Here is a 1,424-nt window from a genome sequence, read left to right as displayed (position 1 = left end):
CATCATGAAAACAGAGTTCATTAACTTTCATAGCCTTCAGGAGTTAAGTGATGATTATGTGAACTGACACAATAAACACCAGATTAACGTTATATTTGAATCCTAATTTATCTTAATGTTTCCGCTGAAGGATTACTATTTCCCATTTCAATTTCACTCAAGTTTCCTTGTGCAATTCCTATGTTTTTTGCAAATTGAGATTGGTTTAAATAATTCTCTTTTCTAATACATTTTATTCTATATCCAATTTCAGTCATCCATTTCACCACCACTTATCAAATCCATTTCCTCTAATAAAAAGAGGGCGGCCCGGAATAATTCCTTCAGGCTTCCCTCTTTATACATCAATCATTTTAATTGTTCCGCCTTCTTCCGCATGCCAGTCTTTATCTAACTCCATTTATAATGTCTTGAATTTGTTGAATGTGCCTTTCTTCATGTACGTACGTCGATTTCACCCAATCAATCAATAACATCTCTTTAAAGGCAGGGTGAACAAAATGTCTTCTACTCAGTATCGATGGATCCTCTAATGCATTTAGCATCTCAAGTAACTGTTGTCTAGAACTGTTTAGCTTTGCAAGGATGTCTTCATATTCGAAACGTTCATCCGTTGGCTTTACAATGTCCGGAGCCGCTAGCTTTATTTTTCTGTCTAGTAAAGAATCGATTGATTTGTATTCCACGGATGATTCTTCTGTGTTCTGTACCCCTCTCTTAATGGCTACGACATATATTTCTTCTACCTTGGCAAGGTGTTGACATATCTGACCAATACTCCAACTATCTTCGTCTGTTCGTTCGTTTAATTGGTCTCCACTTAATCCTTTCAGAATTCCGAGCAGTTTGTCTCTTGTTTCCTTTAAGTTTTGATTGATTTCATGCAGTTCCATAGAAACCTCCCTTTCATTACTTGTTGTGATGAAACGGTTAGAACGTTACGAAGTGGTAGTCAGGTGGGTGTGAAATTGCACAATAGATGGGGCTGCGAGATACGGATAAACGTAATTGCTGATGTATGACTGGGCTGCTACTATCATATGTAAATATTTTTCATTTAGAATATTCCACAAAATGCCACCATATTCCTGCCTCTCCGAGAGCCATCCAGTGTACGAGAGCAAATAAAAAAGACAACGTGACTCCTCCTTAATAGGTGAAGTGCACCCCTTATAGTAGACATTGGATAAACACCCCTCGTGTTACGTCCGATGAATCTATTATAGGGGGTGCATTTTTTATGGCTATCAAAGGACAGAAGTTCAAAACATATTCAGAAAAACTAAAGGCCGAAGCTATTCGTCTACATGTCGAGGAAAAGTGGACTTATCGGCAGATCAATGAACATTTCGGAATTCATGATAAACAGAGGATGAAGAAATGGATGCGGAAATATCGTGAAAAGGGCGAATTTGGGCTTCTCG

3 protein-coding genes are annotated in these 1,424 nt (G+C 38.0%); 1 reads left to right on the top strand and 2 read right to left on the bottom strand.

Annotation, left to right across the window (positions count from 1 at the left end):
* Positions 1-107: 107 nt before the first annotated feature.
* Positions 108-257, bottom strand: coding sequence for a helix-turn-helix domain-containing protein (locus AZ66_RS31135; protein WP_082061780.1), 150 nt, complete (start codon positions 255-257; stop codon positions 108-110).
* 129 nt (positions 258-386) lie between these two features.
* On the bottom strand, positions 387-893 hold the full coding sequence (locus tag AZ66_RS29115) for a DinB family protein (RefSeq protein ID WP_044358130.1): 507 nt from the start codon (positions 891-893) through the stop codon (positions 387-389).
* A gap of 347 nt (positions 894-1,240) precedes the next feature.
* Here AZ66_RS29115 and AZ66_RS29110 point away from each other — a divergent pair.
* On the top strand, positions 1,241-1,424 hold a 184-nt coding region (locus AZ66_RS29110), incomplete at its 3' end, for an IS3 family transposase (RefSeq protein ID WP_044358128.1).

The sequence above is a fragment of the Paenibacillus sp. E194 genome (assembly GCF_000935845.1).
Taxonomy (GTDB): domain Bacteria; phylum Bacillota; class Bacilli; order Paenibacillales; family Paenibacillaceae; genus Paenibacillus_B; species Paenibacillus_B alvei_B.
This window is presented reverse-complemented; position numbering and strand designations above follow the sequence as displayed.